At 59.1% G+C, this 21,183-nt stretch carries 16 protein-coding genes; 5 read left to right on the forward strand and 11 right to left on the reverse strand.

Annotation, left to right across the window (positions count from 1 at the left end; genetic code table 11):
* The first annotated feature begins 49 nt into the window (after positions 1-49).
* Positions 50-889 carry an alkaline phosphatase family protein gene (locus C7I85_RS25865; RefSeq protein ID WP_106726884.1) on the forward strand — a complete coding sequence of 280 codons (840 nt, stop codon included), beginning with the start codon at positions 50-52 and terminating at the stop codon, positions 887-889.
* Positions 890-1,098: 209 nt separating this feature from the next.
* Positions 1,099-2,373, forward strand: coding sequence for a hypothetical protein (locus C7I85_RS25870; protein WP_106726885.1), 1,275 nt, complete (start codon positions 1,099-1,101; stop codon positions 2,371-2,373).
* A gap of 441 nt (positions 2,374-2,814) precedes the next feature.
* Here the strand turns inward: C7I85_RS25870 and C7I85_RS25875 are convergent, their stop codons facing one another.
* From C7I85_RS25875 to C7I85_RS25910, 8 genes are all read right to left on the reverse strand, one after another.
* Complete coding sequence (locus tag C7I85_RS25875; RefSeq protein ID WP_245445114.1) at positions 2,815-3,657, reverse strand: hypothetical protein; 843 nt, start codon at positions 3,655-3,657, stop codon at positions 2,815-2,817.
* 5 nt (positions 3,658-3,662) lie between these two features.
* Positions 3,663-5,306 (reverse strand): AAA family ATPase, encoded by a 1,644-nt coding sequence (locus tag C7I85_RS25880; protein WP_106726887.1) that lies wholly within the window; start codon positions 5,304-5,306, stop codon positions 3,663-3,665.
* A complete protein-coding gene (locus C7I85_RS25885; protein WP_106726888.1) occupies positions 5,306-6,961 on the reverse strand; it encodes a restriction endonuclease subunit S in 1,656 nt (551 codons plus the stop codon). Before C7I85_RS25885 ends, C7I85_RS25880 begins: the two co-directional genes overlap by 1 nt.
* Positions 6,958-7,881 carry a GIY-YIG nuclease family protein gene (locus tag C7I85_RS25890; RefSeq protein ID WP_106726889.1) on the reverse strand — a complete coding sequence of 308 codons (924 nt, stop codon included), beginning with the start codon at positions 7,879-7,881 and terminating at the stop codon, positions 6,958-6,960. Before C7I85_RS25890 ends, C7I85_RS25885 begins: the two co-directional genes overlap by 4 nt.
* Positions 7,878-8,294, reverse strand: a complete 417-nt coding sequence (locus tag C7I85_RS25895; protein WP_106726890.1) for a hypothetical protein — start codon at positions 8,292-8,294, stop codon at positions 7,878-7,880. Before C7I85_RS25895 ends, C7I85_RS25890 begins: the two co-directional genes overlap by 4 nt.
* Before the next feature lie 350 nt (positions 8,295-8,644).
* Positions 8,645-10,114 carry an HsdM family class I SAM-dependent methyltransferase gene (locus tag C7I85_RS25900; protein ID WP_106726891.1) on the reverse strand — a complete coding sequence of 490 codons (1,470 nt, stop codon included), beginning with the start codon at positions 10,112-10,114 and terminating at the stop codon, positions 8,645-8,647.
* Positions 10,114-13,494, reverse strand: a complete 3,381-nt coding sequence (hsdR, locus tag C7I85_RS25905) for a type I restriction-modification system endonuclease (protein WP_106726892.1) — start codon at positions 13,492-13,494, stop codon at positions 10,114-10,116. Before hsdR ends, C7I85_RS25900 begins: the two co-directional genes overlap by 1 nt.
* Positions 13,495-13,938: 444 nt before the next feature.
* Positions 13,939-14,604, reverse strand: coding sequence for a hypothetical protein (locus C7I85_RS25910; RefSeq protein WP_106726893.1), 666 nt, complete (start codon positions 14,602-14,604; stop codon positions 13,939-13,941).
* 140 nt (positions 14,605-14,744) lie between these two features.
* Between C7I85_RS25910 and C7I85_RS25915 the strand changes: the two genes are divergently transcribed.
* Positions 14,745-14,987 (forward strand): helix-turn-helix domain-containing protein, encoded by a 243-nt coding sequence (locus C7I85_RS25915; protein WP_106726894.1) that lies wholly within the window; start codon positions 14,745-14,747, stop codon positions 14,985-14,987.
* 113 nt (positions 14,988-15,100) lie between these two features.
* Here C7I85_RS25915 and C7I85_RS25920 read toward each other — a convergent pair whose 3' ends face one another.
* Positions 15,101-15,367 carry a conjugal transfer protein TraD gene (locus C7I85_RS25920; RefSeq protein ID WP_106726895.1) on the reverse strand — a complete coding sequence of 89 codons (267 nt, stop codon included), beginning with the start codon at positions 15,365-15,367 and terminating at the stop codon, positions 15,101-15,103.
* Between the two features lies 1 nt (position 15,368).
* On the reverse strand, positions 15,369-15,695 hold the full coding sequence (locus C7I85_RS25925; protein ID WP_181257397.1) for a conjugal transfer protein TraD: 327 nt from the start codon (positions 15,693-15,695) through the stop codon (positions 15,369-15,371).
* 180 nt (positions 15,696-15,875) lie between these two features.
* Here C7I85_RS25925 and traA point away from each other — a divergent pair, with 180 nt between their 5' ends.
* Positions 15,876-18,884 (forward strand): Ti-type conjugative transfer relaxase TraA, encoded by a 3,009-nt coding sequence (gene traA / locus C7I85_RS25930; RefSeq protein WP_106726897.1) that lies wholly within the window; start codon positions 15,876-15,878, stop codon positions 18,882-18,884.
* 130 nt (positions 18,885-19,014) lie between these two features.
* Positions 19,015-19,212 carry a helix-turn-helix transcriptional regulator gene (locus tag C7I85_RS25935; RefSeq protein ID WP_106726898.1) on the forward strand — a complete coding sequence of 66 codons (198 nt, stop codon included), beginning with the start codon at positions 19,015-19,017 and terminating at the stop codon, positions 19,210-19,212.
* 384 nt (positions 19,213-19,596) lie between these two features.
* Here C7I85_RS25935 and cml read toward each other — a convergent pair whose 3' ends face one another.
* Entirely contained in the window at positions 19,597-20,799 is a 1,203-nt protein-coding gene (cml, locus tag C7I85_RS25940) for a CmlA/FloR family chloramphenicol efflux MFS transporter (RefSeq protein ID WP_106726899.1), read from the reverse strand.
* Positions 20,800-21,183 lie beyond the last annotated feature (384 nt).

The following is a 21,183-nucleotide window of genomic DNA, read 5'->3' on the forward strand; positions in this document are numbered from 1 at the left end:
CCGAGAATCGGTTCCGGTTCTCGGGATTTCTTTTAAGCCGGAGGGGCCCATGGCGCTGAAAAACAGATTGTTGCTCATCATTCTCGACGGCGTTCCCTATCGCAACTGGCGCCGGCTGTTCGGCAATCTCGAAGGCTGGGTGCAGTCGGGCGATGCGCGCGTGTGGAAGATGCGCTCGGTGCTGCCCTCCACCTCGGCCTGCTGCTATGCCTCCATCCACACCGGCGTGTCGCCGCAGGTGCACGGCATCCTTTCCAACGAGAACCGTTTCAGGGTCGAGCAGCCCGACCTGTTCTCGGAAATATCGAAGGCCGGCGGCAAGACCGGCGCGGTGACCCATTCCTACTGGTCGGAATTCTTCAACCGCTATCCCTTCGACCTCGTCGAAGACATGGAATATGACGAGCCCCGCGGTCCGATCACCCACGGCCGCTTCCACACCATGACCGGCTACAACCACAAGAACCAGATGACGCCGAGCGATGTCGACCTCTTCGCCACGCTCACCATGCTGACCAAGCGCCACGGCATCGACTACGGCATCCTGCACACCTGCACGCTGGATTCCATGGGCCATCGCTACGGCCACGACTGCATCGAGATGGACCATGCCTGCTACGCCATGGACGGTATGCTGGCGGCCTTCCTGCCGAAATGGCTGGAGGCCGGCTACGAAGTGATCGTCACCGCCGACCACGGCCAGACCGACCGCGGTCACCATGGCGGCCACGAAGACGACCAGCAGGATTTTGCGCTCTATTATTTCGGCCGTGGCGAAGGCCCCGAGAGTGGGGCTTTACTCGACCAGTTGCAGCTCGCACCGACGGTGCTTAGCCGGCTCGGCGTGGAAATTCCGGTGTCGATGAAGGCCAGGCCGTTCTTGGGATAGGCTGCACGGCGCACGGCCGGCCCTTTTCGTCATCCTCGGGCAGGTTTCTACCGAGATCGACATCTGTTGACTGTGGACATTTGACAGGGTGAAGTTCGCACCCTCACAGCGCGCCGCGCCGGGCGCAGATGATATCTACGTTTACGCTGTAGCCCTCTAGAATGAGGACCGGAACGATATCGGTCGCGATTGAGTTGAGACCTTTTGCTATGCAGTTGACACGCCTTGAGCTTTATAAACGGGTCTGCGACAGACCGCTCAGCAAAGTTGCACCGGAGCTTGGAATTTCCGGCACTGTGCTGGCCGCCATCTGCAAACGATACCAAATTCCTTATCCCGGATCGGGGTACTGGACTCGCAAGTCCCTCGGGCTTCCGGCAGAGCTGCCTACGTTGCCAGAGGCGTCCGATGAGACCATCGAGATCATGCCGTCAGTCGCTAAGCCGCGAAAAAAGCGAACGCTGGAAGAAGGCTCCGTGCGCAAGCCAAAGCCCGATGCGAAACTCCGCCGTCCGGCACGTCACCCGCTGCTTTTTGGTGTCGAAGAACATTTGCGAAAAACGCGAGACGTCAAAAACGGCGAATTCCTCAGACCCTACAAGAGGATCCTGCCAGACCTGGTATCATCAGAAACAGCGTTGCTGCGCGCACTCTCAACCGCTAACGACCTATACTTGGCGCTCGACGAACAAGGGTATCGGGTTCACATCGCTCAGGCTGCCGATAATCTGCATCGCATCCATGTCAGGGAACAAGAGGTGGAGCGAAAGGATCGCAGATACGGCCGCGACCACTCAGGAAGCATCTGGGCTCCGGACCGACCGACTGTCTTTTATATCGACAAGGTGCCAATAGGCCTCGCTCTCACGGAAATGACCGAGAGAGTGACGATGCGATACCTCAATGGTGATTACCATCGTGAGGACAGCAGCCTAATACGATCAGCCAAATCTTGGCAGCTGACGCACTCCTGGACAACAGAGCAGGACATGCCCTGCGGGCGTTTTCGAATCGTTGCCTACTCACCCAAAAAAGGCGTCGATTGGTCTGTCAGCTGGCAGGAAACGGAGCAGCAGTTGCTTGGCACACTGATCCCAAGAATCGTCGAGACGTTAAGGGCGTCCAAGAACAATCTGCGACGCCTCATGGACGCCGAGGATGCGGCGGAGGCGAAGAGAAAAAGGGAGCGGGAGGAAGAGTGGGCGCGCTATGAAAGGCGGGAGGATGCCCGAAAGACGGCTCAGGCTCTCACCGATAGCCGTCAACAACTTGCGGAAATTATCGAGAGGTGGGGAAGAGCGATGACCGTAGAGCGCTTCTTTGCGGATGCGGAAGAGCGCCTGAAGAATACGAATGACGAGCGTCGGCAGCGCCTAGAGGAGCGTCTAACACTTGCCAGGGCAATGATGGAAAGCGTAGATCCGCTGGACTTCATAGAAGGCTGGGTAGCCCCGGAGGAGAGACACCGTCCAAAGTTCCTCTAGGCAGTTTCGGTTGCCGGAATTGCGCGCGTGCTAACCCAGAGACATAAAAATGAAGAGCACCAGAAAAATCAACATCACGCCACCAGGAAAGGCAGACCGACCGGCTCGCACAGAACATTCGGTACGTGCTCGGAGGAAGTGTTTCGATTGTTCTGGCAGGTGGCCCAAGTGGGCTAGACGATTTCGTCTTACGCACCACCGGCATTTAGGCGTGCTCGCCCCGCTCAGGGCGCGCTACAGGCATCCCAAGCTCACATGAACAATCGCAGCGCACGCCGTCGCGGGTTCGGAACATTCTGAGGCAGCAACGGGCCGTTAGCTGCCTGTCCGGTCCCGGGTGACGATAAGCGACTTGCCGTCATTCTTTCGACTGGGCTAGCTTTACGGCCGCCAGTGCGGCGACGAAGGTTGCGGAACAGCTATCGAATTCCGAATACCGGCTTAGGCGACAATCGCTGGATAATCTTCTGGTGGTGCTATCAAGCCTGCCAGACCTTTCTCAATCAGCTTTGCTCTTGCCGCCCTTGCGAATGCACTGTTCGGCATGGTCAGGGCCGTGATGGCTTTCCGCTGATCTTCGACCGGAATCGCATCGGCTGCTTCTTCAAAACTGTTCGCTGCTTCGATCGACTTCAATAGCGTTTCCACGCGATCGTTCACGTCCCGCATGACGTCCTGCCGAGCTTCCAGGATATCAGGCAGATTTAGGGCATAGTGCCGGATGCTTGCTTTGACGCGCTTCTTCCCCGTTCCGACACATGTGATGGACGGCCTCATTCGTCCATCGGACCCGACGTCGATCAAAGATACGTCTTTCCGACATACCGGATCCAGCAAGAGCGGCACCTCATTCTTTGTGCAGCGATCATCCCAGATAGCGATCGGGCTGCCATCCACGAGAGGAAACCAACTGGATTTTCCGACAACTTCGCCTGTTTCCTCATCCGTGCTCGGGCGATTGGATCGCTCTGCCGAGTAGCGAAAATTGTCCCAGTCGAACGCTAGCCAGGGGTAACCTTCGTCTTTGACGGTCTCGGACCGCTGAGCTTCCGACTTGGGTCGAAAGTGATCGACATCATAAGGAGACTGAGGCCCCTTTGCTTCTGAATACCAGCATTTGCCGTATGACATAGCTCTCAGATGGCGCTTAAAAGCGCGCCAGATGTGCGACTTCTTCTTGATGAAGGCTACACGTTGATCTGCAGGCAGCATTTCCAGTTGAACTTGCGCTCGCTCTGCAACCTTCAGTAATTTTTTGGGGATCAGATTCGGATCTCGCTTCACGAATATCAATGCGGGCGCTCCGGTTGCTCCGAGAGCGACTGGACTAGTGCTTGCATTGCACGGCGGCGTTTTTCGATCTGCTCTTGAGTCATTGGAGGACGATCCGCATATTTGTAGTCGTGCACGGCCTTGAGGAAATCATCGTAAAGTGGGTCCCGGCTCTCGTGCAGAAATCCCAGCCGGTCGAGTTTGTCGTTCAGTTCGATCAGCATACGCTCCTGCTTCTCGGAACGTTCTTCGATCCTCGCCAGCGTGTTCCGTTCATCGATCTGTTTCTGCGTTTCCGGGTCCAAGGTTGTTGGGAGGCCGAATATCTCTGTCAGTGTAGATGTGAAGCCCAAGCCCCGTGGATCGGCGTAGGGCTCCGCGACTTTGATCTGCCCATCGTCCGCCGTCTGCATGACACGCACTTCTTTCTTCGTGAGCGCCGCAATCGTTAGGGGGTTGTGAGTCGTCATGATGATCTGGCACTTGTCCTCATCCGCCGCGACTTCAGTCCATTCTTGGATCAGGTCGAGATAGGAGAGCTGCCAGGCGGGGTTGAGGTGAGTGTCAGGCTCGTCGAGTAGGAATAGCGCTTCCTTGCCTCGCGAGACACGGATCAGGCCGAGAACCATAAGTAGCTGCCGCTCACCATCTGACAGGTCTGAGAAGCCGATGTCCCCGCTCTCATCGTCCTTGCGAGTGACCCAGACCAGAATCTCCCGGAAAAGGTCGGAAATATCGGCAGCTTCCAGCGCCGCGAACAAATCTTGATCGTCACCAAACGGTTGAGCAAACCGCGCCAAAGCTTTCTGATCGCGTAAGAAACAGGCCAATTGCGCTTCGGTTTTGGCCTTGCTGCGATAGTCGTCGACAACCTTGCCAGTCACGGCAAGCGGATAGAACGCCAGCGACTGAAGGGCCCTTGCACAATCCCCGGCGGGTCCTTTTGCCCCCCAGAGGTCCCGCGCCTGCTCTTCCAGTTCCTCGTATGGACGCCGCCCTCTCGAGCTGGGAACTGTCGAAGACAGCTGCCTTTTCCAGTTGGAATGATTGAACCAAGAAGGTTCTTTGAAATGAGCCAGTGCCGAATGAAATCCGGTAATGCCAAGCTTCTCGCTTAGTAGCTCCGAAACGTCTTTCTTTCTGCCCGGCTTGGCGAAGTGGGCGAGAAGGGCAAAGACACCGTGAATAGGGCGGCAGTAGAACAGCCGCCGCGCGGATCGCGCCCTCTCATATGCGCTAACATCCCGGTCCTGATTGATCACCCCGTAGTATCTTGCCTGATGATCATCGAAGAGCTTTTCCAGTCGACGGCTGGTCCCCGAATAATAGCCAAAAACCAGGTCGGGAAAGAGAGATTCCTTATTGAGGTTGAACTGCCGGGAGCTCATTGGCTCCCCATCCACCACAAAAAGTGTGGTTCCTTCCCTGTTGTGGATTCGGACCTTGTGGTACCTGATCACATAGTCAATTTCGAACGTGAATTTGACGCTCCCGGATGGCACGTCAACCTGCCTGAAAATCTGGACAATGGCTTCGATCAGGTTCGACTTGCCGGAACCATTTTCGCCAATGACAACCGAGGTCAGGCAGCCTTCGTGAAAGTCCACCTCGACAGCGCGCAAATTGCGGAAACCATCGATGAAAACACGATCTATTCGCATCAGGCAGCCTTCAGCCGTTTGGTGTCGTCAACGATGTGGCCGTTGTCGATTTCCCAAGCGAGCTGCTTATAGAAATCGGCAACCGGCAGATCCGCGAACTTGAACAACGCCTGCGGATCACCGATCTTCTTCGCCTTGAGCAAATTTGCCAGGTACGGCTTTTTCCAAACATCATCATCGCGTCGGCTTTTGCTCATGACCGATTTCCTTGCCCATGCAGACTCTTGTATTTTAACTGTTACAGGGGAGACTTCGTTTCCGGAGTCCACGAATACAGGTCTGACTACCTGCTTGCGCGGGCGGCCACGCTTGCCTATCGGCAAACTGCTCTCGGCTTCTTTCCCTGCCGCGATCCGCGTTAGGAGCTTGGCCGCAGGTTCGTCGTTTGGGTCTTGTGGGACGAGGTTACCTCGGAAGGCTTTGGCGAGGATGCCAGCGTCAAGTTTGGGAAGCAGGCGTGCGGCAGTTGCGTGATCGGCTGCCATGCGGTCAAGCCAGCCAAAGGCGGACTCAATGCGGTGAACGACTTCGGCCTGCTCTTCGATGGTGGGCAGGAAGAAACTGAAGGACTTCAGCTGCTTCAGTGATATCCTTGGTCGGGTAGCGCCGTGTACGGAATCTTTCAAAATCTCATACGTCTGCGGCGCAGCTAAACGGTACATCAAATACGAGGGCAAGCACCGATCCACTTTCGGGCGAACACAGAAGCAGTCTGCCTTGTTTATGGCGGCAGTGGGAAGGTCGCCTGGGAACCTGCACACTCGGATTTCTTCGGCGATGAAAGACGAAAAGAGTACGTCATCCGCCTGCAGGGTATGCCGCTTCAAACCTTCGTACTTCTTCCCTGAAATGTAAGTTTCCTTGTCCCGGATGAAGGTGAGGCTATCAATGTTTTCCAGCCTGACAACGCGTACACCCTTATCGACGTAGTCTGCGGATTTCAGGTTCGAACCGAAGGGACCGTCAAAGGTTGCGTCGGCGACCTCTTCAACAGTGACTTCTTTCCATTCGCCATTTTTGCGATCGGCCCGCCAATCTTTCGTCAATTCACGGTCCGCTGCCAGCGCCAAAAGGCGCTTCTTGTAGCGGGCGATGAGGTTAGGGATGCGGTCGAGTTCTTTGCGGGCGCGGGCGGTGCGTGTGGTCAGGCTGTCCACCTTCATCACAATCCGCCGCTGTTCAGCCAGCGGAGCGAGCGGGATATGGTGTTCTTTCAACCAGTCTGCTGGAACCCTTTGCTGGCCAACGGCACCCGACATGACGGTCTGGGCGTCGTCCCGAAATGACTGCTGGCGGACGTACCGCCACAGGTACTCGGGCTCAATCGCACCGTAGCTGCGGAAGACATGGAATTCGGTCGAACCAATGCCGGTGGCGTTAGTAAGATAACGAGCGACTGCCGACTTGCCGTTCTCCATAGACGGCGTGATCTTTGCGAAGATAACGTCCCCGTCACGGAAATGCGTGAAGCCCTTCGAGACTTCGCTATAAGGCCGGTCAACTGGAGCGGCGATTGTGCCGGATACCTCGTCGACAGCGGCCATTGGGACGAACGATACCAGATCATCGCCATTTAGATCGACGCTCTTGCGCGGGTTTACCTCAGCCAGATCGCTGATCGGCACTTGGACCCAGGTTTCGGGAAGCTCACTCATTCCGAGGATACCTCGCTGGCAACGCGCGCCTGTTTCATATCGTTGTATGTCCGCTTGTCACCCTTCAATTTCCACTCGAACAGGCCGTTGCTGTTGCGATCGAGTACGATCGCGGCAGCGGCACTGGGGCTGGAGAAGGCGTAGGGCTGGGTAAAGACGTAGCGCCCTTTGCTGGCAACCTGAAGTATGCCATTATTGATCAGATTCTCCTTAAGCGCGAGATAGCTTTGCTGGACGTAGCCAGTGTCCTTCAGCGCCTCTGACCCTTCGAGCACAACGAATTCGCCATCCTCTTCCACCGCTTGCGCGCTCACGCCGGATCGGTGGCGGATCTCAAATGTCACCTCACCTGCCGTGCGCTGAGCCACTGGGGTGGCAGTTTGCGTCACTGCGCGCGGTTGTGGCTTGAGGAGGTCCAGCCCGACCACCGGCAGGATGATTTTCAGGTTGGCCAGGAACTGTTCCATGTTCGCTTGGTCTGCTTCCGGCAGGCGGCGGCGATTGCCGGCGGGCGCGGTGCCGTTGTCTAGTGTGACGCGGTTTGCCGCGTGAGCCAGCTCGATCAGCCGCGCTTCCAGATATTCGACATGACCCTTGGATAGATCATCGTCGCTGGTTGTGACCGCAATCGCAGTCTCCCAGAAATCACGCTGTTGGGCGCTCTGCTTGATCCGCTCGCGCACGCTGTTGGCCGAGCCGATGTAGGCGCGAATGCCGCCAACCGCTTCCGCGTCAGGGCCAGCAAGAATATAGACGCCAGTGCGATCCAGCTCATTGCGCGCCGTGAGCGCGGCGAATGTGCTGGCTGTGGCGACGAAAGTCAGCCCGGTCCAACCGTGGATTGTGGCCTTACGCAGGCCATTGGGAGTCCCATCGACAAGAAACAGCTGGATCGTGCGACCGAAGGCTTCGGCTGTCATGTCTTCGGCTTCCTGCGGATCAGTAAGGGCCTTCCACGTTCGTTCAACTCAGAAACTTTAGGGAGTCCGGCGGGATCAGTCCAATCCGATCCCTCATAGGTCGGCGCTTCGCCGCAGAAAGGGACGCCCTTGGCTTCCTGAAGCTTGGTCTTTCGCATCCAAAGAAATATCCCTGCCACAAGTGCGGCTAAAAGAATTGCTCCGGCTTGCGTGTTGTCCGACAGCAGGATTTCGGGAAGCCAACCGAACCGGTTCGGGACTGCGGCAAAAGTGGCAGTCCCTAGTACGGCAAGCCAGAAGACGGAAAGTGATTGAGCCGGCCAGTCGTTCACGCCCGAGACGGACCAGGCGATTCCGTCGCGACCGACGGACGCCGTCTTGTGCAGTCGACGTTCGAACTCATCCTCCAACATGTCGATGTGATGCTCCCAATTCTCCTGCCAGAATTTCGAGCCCTTCGCTGAGAGCCTCCCAGCCAATGTGGTTACACATCCAAGTGCCGCCAGTGGCATTGGAACGAGAGGGGAAAGGCCGTCACACGCCGATCGCCGTGAAGACAGCGCCGTGGAGAATCCAGAAGTAGGTTGCCCGCTTCCAATATAGTTCAATCTCAAACTTCCGAATTTCATGCGCACGTTCGAGAGCGGCTATTCTCACAGACGTCTTCCCCTGTCTCGCCTGCCTTTCCGGTAGCGTCGTCCTCGACCCGAAACTCAATGGGCGCCAGTTCAGTCGTAAGCCAATAGGCCCCAGATCGGGACCCTCATGCTTCGACCTCGTCGATCGTAGCGAGCTCCTCTTCGACCGCCTCGATCTCCTGTAGCGCCGCTCGCAGGTGGCCAAGTATGGCCGCTGCGATATCCTCTGGTTCAGTCAGCCCTTCTTCGACTTCTTCCTCATTGTCACGCAGCCAAGAGATGTCAAGGTTGTCGTTGCGCCTGGCGATGTCTTCGCGGGTGAACTTGCGGAACCGTTCTGTCTCGCCCCGATCCTTGCGCTCTGCACCGCCCAGCGGATCATCACCAAAGGCTTCGATGAAGTCAGCGAAATCGTCCGCAGTCAGCGTGCGCGTCTTGCCGAAGCTCGGCATCTGCGCGCGCATGTCGTAAAACCAGACCTCGGTCGTGGCATTCTCGGCCGTTTCGGAAATCTTCGTGAAGAACATCACATTCGTTTTCACGCCCTGGGCGTAGAAAATACCTGTGGGCAGGCGCAGGATCGTGTGCAGCTTACACTGGTTCATGAGCCAGGTGCGCAGCTCACGGCCCATATTGTCTTCGAACAGCACGTTGTCCGGCACAACGACCGCTGCGCGACCACCATCTTCGAGCGCCCGAACGATGTGCTCCATGAAGGGAAGAGGACCCTTTGCCGCCCCCGCAGTGACCGAGAAGTCGCCGCGCGCAACCCGCTCGGGAAACTTGTTGAACGGCGGATTGGTAAGAATGAGATTGGCCTTACCGAGGTCCTCGCCCTCATTCGTCAGCGCGTCCGCCAGTTCGATCGGCTGCTCTATGCCGTGCAGCAGCAGATTCATTGTATTGAGCCTGTGAGTGCCGATTATGAGTTCTGCCCCCTTGTACGCGTTGTTGCGCTGGAAGAAGGCCGCACTGGACGAAAGCTCCATTAGGTCGTCCGTCTGGCGACAGATTTCGCGATGGGCTGCAATCAGGAATCCGCCGGTTCCGGCGGCGGGGTCCTGAACCGTCTCGCCTGGTTCAGGTTTAACGAGCTTTATGATCGTCTCGATTAGCGGCCTGGGTGTGAAATACTGGCCTGCCTTCGACTTGCGTTCAGATGTCGTGCGCTCCAGCAAGCCTTCGTAAAGATCGCCGAGGCCGTCCTCTTCAGCCTCGTACCAATTGACCGCATCAATGGCCGTAATAAGCGAGGTGAGAGCCGTTGCTTTGGTCAGCGAAGTCTTCGCATCGGTGAAGACCTGATTGACCAGCTCGAACTTGACCTTCGAGCGATCTCCAAGGGAGACAAGCAGCTGGCGGTAGTAAATGAGCCGGGGCTCACCTTCCTTCTTTTTCAGCGCACTCCAACGATAGTCGGGGGGTATGCGCTCTTCGAGGAGCTTGCCGTCTCGCTTCACCTCGGAGAGCATTTTTAGAAGGAGCAGATAGGTGAGCTCCGTCACATATTCATAGTAGCTGACGCCGCCGCCTTGCAGGCTCTTGCTGGCGTTCCATAGCTTTTGAACGGTTTCCCGCGCCCTTGGTCCGTTCACTACCCGGCCTCTTTCCATATTTGTTCGTTGATGTCGCGAACGACCTGTTCGAGCTTACCATTAAAGGCACGGTCGATTCGTGACCAGCCGCCCTGCGCGGCGAACGGCTCGGCATCGAACGCAGCCCTATCGACGACAATCTCGAGCTCCAGCTGCGATCCAATCCGGTTAATCCACTTGTGCTGGACTTCGGTCCAATCACGCTGATGGAGGATGGTTTGAACTGCGTGGCGGACCCTGTCTCTATAAGGCACGAGCGGATCGCCGATCGCTGCCTGCCGGATAAATCCTATGATGGAGGCGGCAATCTCCTCATTCTTGGCATCAGCCCAGGCGCGGCGGATCTTACTGTCGGTGAAGCCTGCCGCATCCAGTTCCAGGCGCAGTTTCCGAAGCTCCGAACGGGTGAGCTCTTGCGGACGTTGGACGACGAGCTTCAAGGCCGCGATCTTGTTCACATTCTCACGTACGAAGCGGGAAAATGCATTCAGGAAATCTTCCGGCTTTTCGGCGCTACCATACCCGTGTGTGACACTGACGACCTCATCGGCGTGCTCTGAAATCGGGACGTATCGAGGCGTTCCATCATCATTAGCCCAGTCGAGGATCGGACCCAAATTCGGATGTTTCGCGGCCCACGATGCCAGATCGATCGCTTCGCCATTGATGAAGCGCTCTAGGCAGCTTTCGGGCGTTTCTCCGGCCTCCTTCTCGAAATTCGCGCGCGCCTCTATGGTAAGCTTCTTCAGTCTTCGGCGGAGACGGACGACGATTTGCTCGCGAATACGGTTCTTGTGGTCAGCGCCGCCAGGACCGACCAGCTCTCCGAAGAGCCTCGTCAAAGTGAACTTGGGGTCGGCAACGACCGGCCTCATGTCGGTCAGATCGGCCAGATGGGGATAGAGATCGACCGCGTCGAAAATCCGGAAGTTCTCTTTACCGATTTCGGGGCAAAGGCGCGTCGCGCGTCCAAGCATTTGCTCATAGAGGATGCGACTGTTCACGCGCCGCATGAAAACGAGATTGGTGATTTTCGGAACGTCGATGCCAGTAGTGAGGAGGTCGACTGTCACCGCTACCTTGGGCATAGGGTCATTGCGGAACGAGAGGATTAGGCGGTCGATCTTGTCCACATCGCCCGTAAGCCGCTGAATGGTCTCGTCCTTCATGGGACCATAGGTGTGACGGAAAGCCTCCCTCAGCTCTTTCACGAAAATGTCCGCGTGCGCCTTCGACACTGCAAAGATCAGCGTCTTGTCTGGGGCGGATGGGTCTATGTATTTGACGAGCTCTTCCGCAACCGCCTTGTTGAAAGGCACTGTCACCACACTCTTGTTGAATTGCTCAACTTCGAAATCAATCTCGTCCGGCAGGGTTACCGTTTCAACTTGGCCGCTGGTCGGGTGGATGAAATCGACCGAGTCTTCGCGACCAAAATGGATGCCCTCTTGCGAGAGCTTGGTCGCGATCCGAATGGGCGGTTCATGGTCATTAAGGAAACCGTCGACCACCGCTTCCCGATAGGAGTAGGTGAAGATCGGCGGTCCGAATATTTCGGTGGTGTGGAGCGCCGGCGTCGCCGTAAGTCCGATTTTCATCGCGTCGAAATGCTCCAGTACTCGGCGATACTTCGAGACATAATCGTCCTGGTCGCGGAAGCTCAAGTCGCTCTCCGACAATTCGCGATCCAGCAGGTAGCCTCTGTGACATTCGTCGACGACCATCAGATCATATTGGTCAATTGGCGGTTCCTCGGCTGCGCTTTCCGCATACAGGACCCGGCGGACCAGACCTTGGATTGTGCAAATATGTATGCGAGTGTCATCGTCCGGGTTCACATCTTCCAAGCCCTTGAGGCCGAAGATGTCAGTGAAGGCTTTACCGCTTACGACTTTCGTCGTCGTGAACTCATCCTTTGTCTGCCGGCCTAGTGCGCTGCGATCCACCACAAAACATACGCGCCGGAAGCGCTTGGCCGAGACCAACCTGTAGAGCATGGCAATTGCGAGCTTGGTTTTGCCTGTGCCGGTGGCCATGGCGACGAGCATCGCTCGCTTGTTTTCTGCAAGCCCACGCTCAACCGCCTCGATTGCGGCTTTCTGATAATTGCGGAGGGCAAATCCAAAATCGAATGGCTGGGTCGCCAACTCACGCGCAGCGGCGGCTTTATCAACAGCCAGCCGTTGGAGAATGCCCTGCGGGGAGGGCCATCCGGTCAGGACTTCTGCCATGTTTTTCGGGTCGCGCAAGTCGCGCCGCCAGATTCCCGATAGTGCCTCGACTTGTTTTAGGTAGGGCCGACCATTGGTCGAGAACGCAAACGGGGCCTTGTATTCCAGCCAGGGACCACCTTCAGCGAGCTCTGCTTCCTGCATGTGAATGTCGGATGCATAGCGCTCTGCTTGCCTCAGGACCGCCATCACATTACGGTTTCGGCGCTTCGCTTCGATCGTGCCTATAAGCGTCAGTCCGCAGAACAGCGCATAATCGGCAGGACCCGTCTTGGTAGGCCATTCGGCAATTGCCCGGTTGCGACCTTTGAGCGGCCTGCCTCCCTTGGCGTATCGTAGGTCCCCGCTGTCCGCCTCCCACCCGGCATTGCGAAGCTGTTGATCGATCAGTATCCGTGTATCTGCCTCATCGAGATCGATCAGCTCCGCTGCGTGTAGCGCGTTCGCGGTGACGATTTCGGTATGGGGCGCATTGTCCGATTTGGCGAAATGGGCCGCCGCATCGAGTTGCTTCTGCAATTCCTGCGGGGCGAGATTAGCTTCTTCCGCTAGCTGTTCCAGGACAGCACGCTCGTGCTTTGACTCTTCGGTAATCTCGGCAGCTGTTCGCCGAGCAAGCTCCGCCTGATCCGGTGCGCCGAGAAGCCTCTCTGTTTCGGTCTGCGATACTTCAAGCTGGCGCCTCCGATGCTCGAGTTTGTCCAGAACGTCTCGCGAGATATCGTCAGGCGATTGAGGTGGCGAGAAGGGGGCAGACTTCAGATTGGGCTCGTAGAAGGTCCGCACGAACCAAATTGACAACTGACGCGCGATCTTCAGCCCTGCCAGTGCAGATGCGTGATCGCCTCTGATCTCATGCACTGCCTGATTGCCGCCAAGCCGGAGGGTGTGGAAAAGGTCCGAGACCTCTCGCGGGATGCCGCATTCAAGCTTCAGTCGCCTAAGGACTTCGACCTGTGCATCTTGCGCGGAAACTTCGATGCCAAAGTGCGCCGCTGTCAATTGCGCCAGATGTTCAGAAAATTGGCGAAGCTCAATTTGAGCGGTGTTGGGGTCTTCAGTGAAGTATGCTTCGCATAGTACCCCTAGCCGAAATAGCAGAGGCTCTCTCTCTTCCAGAAAATGAAAATTTGAAGCCCCGCCCGACATTTTGGAAGAGTAGCCTGTGCCGCTTACTTACGCTAGCCAATTTGGTTCAGCCACGTCGGCCTACCGTAGACCGCGGCGGAGGATTCGGGCATTCGCTCGGCTTGTTGCCGAGCGAATGGTAGACAACCAAATCCGGACGTTACCGGATATTGCTCAGCTAGTTACAGACCACTCTAATCCCAAATTCCATCATGTGAACCTACGGCCGGGCTTCTCGATCAGCGAAAGCAGGGCTGAATGGCTTAGATTGGGCGCAAAGCCGTCTCGCCGGCCTGCTGTTTAAGCCGGACCTCTGGAAAGCCGATCAAGGTCGCAGCGCCACTCCGCCTTGACCTCGATCGGCTCTCGCCGACGGCTCCCCTGCAACGAAGCCATCCGACGAAACTGCTCGATGCTGCAGTGTCTCTGTCGTCGCACAGTGTAGGGGCGGCAAAACTGCACCGCCTAATCGCCTGGGAAAGCCGCGCCCGGCGTCAGCTGGCGGCCGATCCGAAACAGGTCGTCGCGCGCCGCGCGGATCTGCGGCCAAGGAAAGGCCGCGCAGTCTTCCCACGCCTCGCCCTCGCACAGCACCGCATCGAGCTTGCCGGCGACACCAGCGAGCGAGACGGCCGGCGTCGTCGCCAGCGCCTCGAGCAGCGCCTCGACCTGCGCGAACGCCGCACGCTCGGCCCGCAGCCCTTCGAAGTAACCGATCTCGGTCGCGGCGGCCTCGAAAGAGGCTTGCCGCGCCGCAAGCTCGGCCGCCGCCCGCGCGCGGACCGCCACCATGTCCGTCCGCGTCCCGATGAGGCGGTCGAGCGCTTCGACCGAACAGATCACCGTCTCTGCGCCGCCGGGCACCCTGACCACCGTGTCGACAAAGTCGACGCGCTCGGCAAGCGCGCACTCTAGCGCCTGTTGCCGCCTGCAAACCTGCTGTGTCCGCGCATGCGCCGCCGCCCAGTCCCGCCACAGCCTCAGCGCCGGGTCGGGGGTCGCATCCGACGCACCTGCGCGTGCCGACACCGCGCCGCCGAACGCCCACCCACCCGCGCCAACAACCCAGCCCGCAAGCGCCATCCGCCGCGTGACGCAGAACAAACTCGTGCTACGGTCGGAATCAGCCATGATCCAATCTCCTAAACAGCGCAGGTTGTGGTTAGTGAGTGCCGCCAAACGATTAATGGCGTCAGCCGAATATCTGAATTTAAGATAACTGAAAATCAGATATAAGGGAAGCCCCCATCTACAATCAGGTGGGGTAAGAAGTGGTCGAAACACTTGGGACGGATCGGCATAAAGCTCTGATCGCACTACTTATCAAAAAACGTGAAGCGGCGGGCCTTACTCAAAATGAGTTAGCAACGAGGCTCGGACAGTATCAATCGTTCGTGGCTCGCCTCGAAAGCGGGCAGCGGCGTGTCGATGTTGTGGAGTTCATGAAACTCGCTGAAATTCTCGGCTTTGATGCTTCATCAGCGATTAAGAAGCTGTCAGAGGTAACGGATTGAATATCGGCGGCGAGTGGCTTCTGAGTTAAGTAGATGACCGTATCCGTGCGCCAAGCCGCGCGATGGCGCGGCAGCGCTGCGATATTTGAGGTCTGCGCGCCGCCTGCGATCGGTCATGTTCCGGCGTGCTGCCGCAGCGACTTGTTGTGCGCGTCTGCTGGACTATCTGCCTCAAATGCCATCTTCCCCAGCTTTGTCCAGACGCCGCGCGCATGTCCGCCGTCCTCGGTCTGGAGCTTTTCGGCGATCCAGATGAACGCGCCAAGGATGGTGGCGCGGTCGTCTCCGGTGAGTTCCACGATCCCCGCTTTGACGACCAGACCACCCAACTCGATCAGATGTCGCGTGCGTTTGCGGCGCTCGACCTGCCACATACGCATGTCATGTCGTGCCCGCGCCGCCAGATAGCGGTTGAGGGCCGCCGGGTTGCGTTTGAGCGCTGTCGTTGTTGCGGTCAGTTGTCGATGCAGATCGCCGCGACCGTCCTTGAAAGAATGCGGCGCCGCGCTTGGCCCAAGCCTCACTCTTTCCGGCGTCTTGCGTCTCGGCCAGTACGAGCAGCGCGCCAGCCAGTTCGTCGGCGCTGAGGCTGTCGGCTCCGGTAGCGATCACCAGTTCGCCCAACTGCTGCACCTTGCGGGTTTTCAGGTCCCGCGCCTTGTCTTCCAGCGCCTTCAGTTCCGCATCATAGTCGCGTGGCTTGCGCATGGCCGTCTCCAATCGATCTCAAGTTCTCGATCCAGCGATGATAATTGAGCGCCTTGCGGAAGGCTGTAATGTCACCGGTACGGTATGGGACGCCCCGGTCCATCCCGAGAATTTTTCGAGGGAGGGCGCGCTTATACGTCGTTCCGACGTGCGCTTTGCCGTGTAGATGATCCGGTCGCGATGGCGATCTATCATCTTCACGTCAAGGTCATTGGCCGCACGGCTGGCTCCAGCGCAGTGGCGTCCGCCGCCTACCGCTCGGCCTCGCGGCTGCGCGACGAGCGGCTCGACCGCAGCCACGACTTCTCCGCCAAGCGCGGCGTCGTCCATTCCGAGGTGCTGCTGCCAGAGCACGCGCCAGAGGCATGGCGCGACCGTGAACGGCTCTGGAACGATGTCGAGGCATTCGAGCTAAGGAAGGACGCGCAACTCGCCCGCGAGGTCGAATTCGCCCTGCCGCGCGAGATGAGTGAGGCGCAAGGCATCGCGCTGGCCTGCGACTTCGTGCAGGCCGAGTTCGTCGACCAGGGCATGGTCGCCGATCTCAATGTGCATTGGGACGTGGGCGAAGACGGCAGTCCGAAACCCCATGCGCATGTCATGCTCACGCTACGCGCCGTGGACGAGACCGGGTTCGGCCCGAAGGTGCGGGACTGGAACCGCACCGAAATGGTCGAGCGCTGGCGCGAACGCTGGGCCGGGCTCGCCAATGAGCGGCTGGCCGAACTCGACATCGACGCGCGCATCGACCATCGCAGCCTTGAAGCGCAGGGTATCGCGCTGGAGCCGCAAAGCCAGATCGGCGCGCCCGCTCAGCGCATCGAGGGCGAAGGCATCGACGACGCTGCCAATGTCGCCGACCGCGCCGAACTGCACCGCGAAATCGCGCGCAACAATGGCGAACGGATCATCGCCGATCCCAATCTTGCACTGGACGCGATCACGCAGCAGCAATCGACCTTCACGCGCCGCGACATGGCGAAGTTCGCTCACCGGCACAGCGACGGGCTGGACCAGTTCAACGACGTCATGGGCGCGATGCGCGGCTCGCCCGATCTGGTCGAACTCGGCAAGGATGGACGTGGCGAGCATCGCTTCACGACCCGCGCCATGATCGAGGCCGAACAGCGCCTGTACCGCGCGGCCGAACTGATGGCGGGACGGAAACGCCATGAGGTCAACGACACGCACCGCGACGCGGCTTGGTCGCGCGCCGAGACGCGCGGCCTTGTCCTCTCCGGCGAGCAGGCCGATGCGCTGGCGCATGTCACGGACGGCCGCGATCTGTCGCTCGTCGTTGGCTATGCCGGAACGGGCAAGAGCGCGATGCTGGGCGTGGCGCGGGAGGCGTGGCAGGCGGCGGGCTACGAGGTCCGGGGCGTGGCGCTGTCCGGCATTGCCGCGGAGAATCTCGAAGGCGGATCGGGCATTGCGTCACGCACCATCGCCAGCCTGGAGCATGGCTGGCAGCAGGGTCGTGACAGGCTCACCAGGCGCGATGTACTGGTCATCGACGAGGCGGGCATGGTCGGCACGCGGCAGTTGGAACGCGTGTTGTCCCATGCCGCTGAGGCTGGCGCAAAAGTGGTGCTGGTCGGCGATCCGCAGCAGCTGCAGTCGATCGAGGCGGGCGCGGCCTTCCGCTCGCTCCATGACCACCACGGCGGCGCGGAAATCGGCGCGGTCCGCCGCCAGCGCGTGGACTGGCAGCGCGACGCCACCCGCGATCTGGCGACCGGCAGAACCGGCGCTGCAATCCATGCCTATGACGGCCACGGCATGATGCATGTCGCCGCAACGCGCGACCAGGCACGCGGCAATCTGATCGAGCGCTGGGACCGCGAGCGACAGGCCTCACCGGACAAGAGCCGCATCATCCTCACCCACACCAATGACGAGGTGCGCGCCCTCAACGAGAGCGCACGCGAGCGGATGCGGACAGCGGGCGATCTGGGGGACGAGGTGCGCGTCGCCGTCGAGCGCGGCGCGAGAACCTTCGCCAGCGGCGATCGCGTCATGTTCCTGCAAAACGAGCGCGGCCTTGGCGTCAAGAACGGCACGCTCGGCACCATCGAACGCGTCAGCGTGCAATCCATCTCGGTGCGCACCGACGATGGCCGATCCGTCGCTTTCGACCTCAAGAACTACGATCGCATCGACCACGGCTATGCCGCCACAATTCACAAGGCGCAGGGGATGACGGTGGACCGCACCCATGTGCTGGCGACGCCGGGCATGGACGCGCACGGCAGCTACGTCGCCCTATCGCGCCACCGCGACGGCACGGACCTGCATTATGGCCGCGACGATTTTGCCAATCAGGACCGGTTTGTCCGCACCCTGTCGCGCGACCGGGCCAAGGACATGGCGACGGACTACGAACAGCGAGATCCGGCGCAGAACTACGCCGAGCGGCGCGGCATCAGCTTCCGCGAGCGTGTCGCCGAGATCGTCAAAAAGATCGTGCCGGAAAAGGTACGCGGCATGTTCGAGGGCCTGCGTCTGCCCGCAGAGGCCGCGCCGGCCGATAGTTCCATGCCGCAGCCCGCGCGAGCCGCCACGCAGCGCAATGCGTATGCGCCGGAAAGGAAGGTGGCGGAAGACCCGGAAGTCGCATTGCGTCAGGCCCGCACGCAGGCGCTTGTACGCCATGCCCGCGCGGTGGATGCGATCCTCAGCGGCGGTCATCCCGACGGCAAGGGCAGCCCCGAACAGATGCGCGAACTGAACGACGCCCGCAAAGCCTTCGAGGAGGTGCGGCCCTATGGCTGGCGCGATGCGGAAGCCGCCTATGTCAAGAACCCGGAGCTTGTTCACGAGACGGCGGGCGGCCGAGTCGCCAGTGCTGTGCGCGCGCTCCAACTCGAAACCGAAATCCGCACCGGGCGGAATGCCGATCCGGCCAATAATCCCAGCCGCCGCGCCGACCGCTTCGTGGAACGCTGGCAGAAACTCGACCAGACCAGCCAGCGCCAGTACAGGGACGGCGACATGTCCGGTTACAAGGCCACGCGGGCGCAGATGGGCGATATGGCAAAGAGCCTCGAACGCGATCCGCAGCTTGAATCCCTGCTTGCGAACCGCAAGCAGCAACTTGGCATCACGTTCGAAACGGGCCGCCGCCTCGGCGCGGAACTCGCCTTCACGCACGGCATCGACCTTGGCAGGGGCCGGGGCATCGGAATCTGACTCCGTCCGATGTGCCGCCGTCTCTGCGCTATGGCCGCGTGGCGAGACTTTGCGTCTTGCGCGTCCGCAACCGCCTGTCCTGTCTGGTCTCAGCAACTGTCAGAACCAGCCAGCAGGAGGCAAGCCGGCCATGCGCGAATCAGAGCGTATCATCCGTCTCAAAACCGTGCTTGCTCGCACCGGGCTGTCCCGGTCCACCATCTATCGCAAGATCGCCGAGGGCAGCTTTCCGGCCCAGCTCAAGATCAGCACCAACGGCGCCGGCTGGCATGAATCCGACATCAACCGCTGGATCGCCAATCCTATAGGATGGCGACCACGATCTTGACCGCGTCCGCGCATTGAAAACTCCCTCGGGAATCTTCATTACGGTATGACGCAGGGTCCGGCTCAAGAGAAAAATGCATCACTAAATTCACCAAACGCGTTGTCGTAGGTTTGGGGAATTTAGTGACAACCAGCACAGAGGATTTCTTGAATTCTTATCAGTGCTATTGGCACCCTCAAACGTCTGCGATGGGCCTTTCCGCTTTCGGTGACCAAGTGATGTAAGCGGATGTTCAGTCCGCCGACGCGCTTGCCAGCTTGCACCCGATCTCGGTCGTTCGCGAAAGGCTGCGGTCTTCCCAAAAACGGCGGGTTGATCCTATGTTTAGTAGCCCCCTAACCAGAATGTGGGACGGCGGACATGATCCGCCGTCCACTCTATTGCTCAGCTATTTCGCGTATACCCTCGGGAACGCAACCATCCCAGCGCGATCAGGACGACGATGGCTATGATCGAAGAGAAGGCCACAAGCGGCCACGCCGTGTCGCCTTGCAACCAGATCACGGCCAGCGTTCCGCCGACGCTCACGATGAGGCTCTGCACGCAGAAATGCAGAGCTACCGCCGACCCGGCGATGTCCCCGAACTTTTCCAGGGCACCATTCGCGGTCACCGACACGGTGAAGACGATGCCGACCGCCATCACCCACATGGGAGCGATGAACGTCCAAAGGGATGGGGTTCCGAAGACCTGGCCGATACTGAGGAGCACCACACCCAGGAGCAGCATCGCCATGCCTCTCGAGAGACAACCAGAGTTCCCCCATCGCACAACAAACCGTTTGGCGAAGCGTGTCATGACGATCATCACGACCGCTGCCGTCGCAAAGGCGAAACTGAACTCCAACTCTGAGTAGCCTGCGCTGTCGATGAGGACGCGGGGCGCGGTCGAGAAGAACACGAAGAACGTCCCCGTGGCGGCGCTGAACCCAAGGGTATAGGTCCAGAACGCAAGGCTGCGAAGAACGGGCAGGAACGAGCGTCGTGCCATGACTGCAGCCGTCGGCCGGGTTTCGTGCCATCGCGACAGGGCATTCAAGACCGCGAGAACGGCAAGAGCGCCCAGCATGACGAATATGGAGGGCCATCCGTAGCCGTCCGCGAGCAGTGCCCCAGCAATCGGGCCCAAGGCGGGCACGAAGGCCAGCATGGAGCCAAACAGGCTGTAGATGATCGCGCCTTCCGGGCGGTCGGCATACACATCGCGGACCGTTGCGAAGGTAGCCACCATGGCAGCCGACGCCCCGACCGCTTGCAGGAAGCGAAAGGCGACGAATGGGATGGCGGTTGAGGATGCGGCAAGACCGAACGATGTTGCTGCAAACAGTATTGCGCCGCCGATCAGGACTGGCCGCCGCCCGATGCGATCGGAGATCGGCCCAAAGATAATCTGGCCGAGACCGAGCATGACCATGTAGAGGCTCAACGTGAGCTGGACGGTTGCCTGACTGGTGCCGAGTATGCCTGGCATGGCCGGAACGATGGGAAGATAGATATCCATCGCCAGCGACGCGAGAATATCGAAGGGTGCCATCAGCAACAGCGCTGTCGGCAGAGAATAGGCCCATATTGGGGGCTTTGGAGACATGATAAGGCATCCGCACAAATGAGAAGCACTTGGCGGCGATCTGCCTGTCAGCGTGGGCTGGGATCGGTTCGACAGATGCCGCAACAACAAAAAAAAACGTTGTTGCGGCCTACTTGTCCGACTTCGGTAGGACTCCCATGCCACGGCTCCAAGGTCAAAGGGATCAGAAGAGGGCCTGGCAATTATCAGGTGGTCCCGGAGCAGGCAATCCTCTCGGGACATCCGGAATGAGTTTGTCGCGCTTTTTCTGTTCAGATGGGGAGCGCTGGTTCTGTTCGAAAGCCGAGGCGCGGCCGCGGGACCTGCTTAACCATGACCGAAAAATCCGAAAATATGGTTAAAGCCTTCCGTTCCGCTCGAACCGACACTTACAAACTACAATCT

Origin of the sequence: Pseudaminobacter soli (ex Li et al. 2025) (genome assembly GCF_003012705.1) — a bacterium.
Classification (GTDB): domain Bacteria; phylum Pseudomonadota; class Alphaproteobacteria; order Rhizobiales; family Rhizobiaceae; genus Pseudaminobacter; species Pseudaminobacter soli.